Annotated in this window: 1 protein-coding gene and 1 pseudogene; both read left to right on the top strand. The window is 72.8% G+C overall.

The window, feature by feature from the left end:
• Positions 1–402 (top strand): annotated as a pseudogene (locus B7767_RS35450) (SAM-dependent methyltransferase); the annotation flags it as partial.
• A gap of 288 nt (positions 403–690) precedes the next feature.
• On the top strand, positions 691–1092 hold the full coding sequence (locus B7767_RS35445; RefSeq protein WP_085575646.1) for a DUF3040 domain-containing protein: 402 nt from the start codon (positions 691–693) through the stop codon (positions 1090–1092).
• The last annotated feature ends 66 nt before the right edge of the window (positions 1093–1158 follow it).

Below are 1158 nucleotides of genomic sequence, written 5' to 3'. Positions count from 1 at the left end.
CGCAACGCGGTGGCGGCCCTGCGCCCCGACGGCGTCCTCAGCCTGCTCGCCGCGGGCCTCGGCGGCGCCGTGCTCGCCCGCGCCCTCGCCGGTCACTTCACGGAGGCCAAGCAGGCGCTCGACGACCCGGACGGCCGATGGGGCACCGGCGACCCCGTGCCGCGACGCTTCACCGCCGACCGGCTCACCGCGCTCGTGGAGGGCGCGGGCCTGACGGTCGGCGCCGTGCACGGCGTGCGGGTCTTCGCCGACCTCGTTCCCGGCGTGCTCGTCGACACCGAGCCCGGAGCCCTGGACGCGCTGCTGAAGCTGGAGGCCGCGGCGGCCGAGCTCGCCGCCTTCCACTCCGTGGCCACGCAACTTCATGTGCTCGGTGAGACGCGGGGGACCCCGGAGGTCTGAGCGGCTGCCGGGACGCGCCGCTGATCAGCGACGCGTCCGGTGGCCCCGCCGCGCATGGAGTGCGCCACAGGCCCCCCGAATGGCGGCTTGGCGCCGTATGATCGAGGGAGACCGCCCGGCATGACGGGCCGGCCGCCGGGGAATGAGAAGCCTCAGTGGGCCGGGACGTGATGGCTGGTACCGGTTGGCCAATTGGCGCAGAGGGGCGGGTTTCACGGGGGCGATTCCCTGCCTATCCTGAAGGGACCCCCCGGGTCGCCCCGGCGACTGCACGATGAGGAGGACTCCGTGCCGCTCTCGGAGCACGAGCAGCGCATGCTCGAGCAAATGGAGCGAGCGCTGTACGCCGAAGATCCCAAGTTCGCGACGGCGCTCGAGGGAAGCGGGCTGCGTACGTACACCCGGCGACGGGTCTACCAGGCGGTCGCGGGCTTCCTCGTGGGTATTGCGCTCCTCATGGCCGGTATGGTCGCCCAGCAGGTCTGGCTCAGTGTGGTGGGATTCCTCGTGATGCTGGGCTGCGCGGTTCTCGCGGTGACCGGCTGGCGCAAGGCACCCAAGCCGGGAGAGCAGGCCGTCGGCGCGACGGGCGCGCCACAGGCGGGCCGCCAGGCCAGACAACGCCGCTCGATGATGGACCGCATCGAGGAACGCTGGCAACGCCGCCGCGACGAACAGGGCGGCCACTAGCCCGACTGAAACTCCCCGAAGGGGGCGACCACCACAAGGTGGCCGCCCCCTTCGACGTCCCCCGCC

It is taken from the genome of Streptomyces sp. 13-12-16, assembly GCF_002114215.1.
GTDB lineage: Bacteria > Actinomycetota > Actinomycetes > Streptomycetales > Streptomycetaceae > Streptomyces.
The sequence above is the reverse complement of the archived record's forward strand: the minus strand, read 5'-3'. Positions and strand labels throughout refer to the sequence as shown.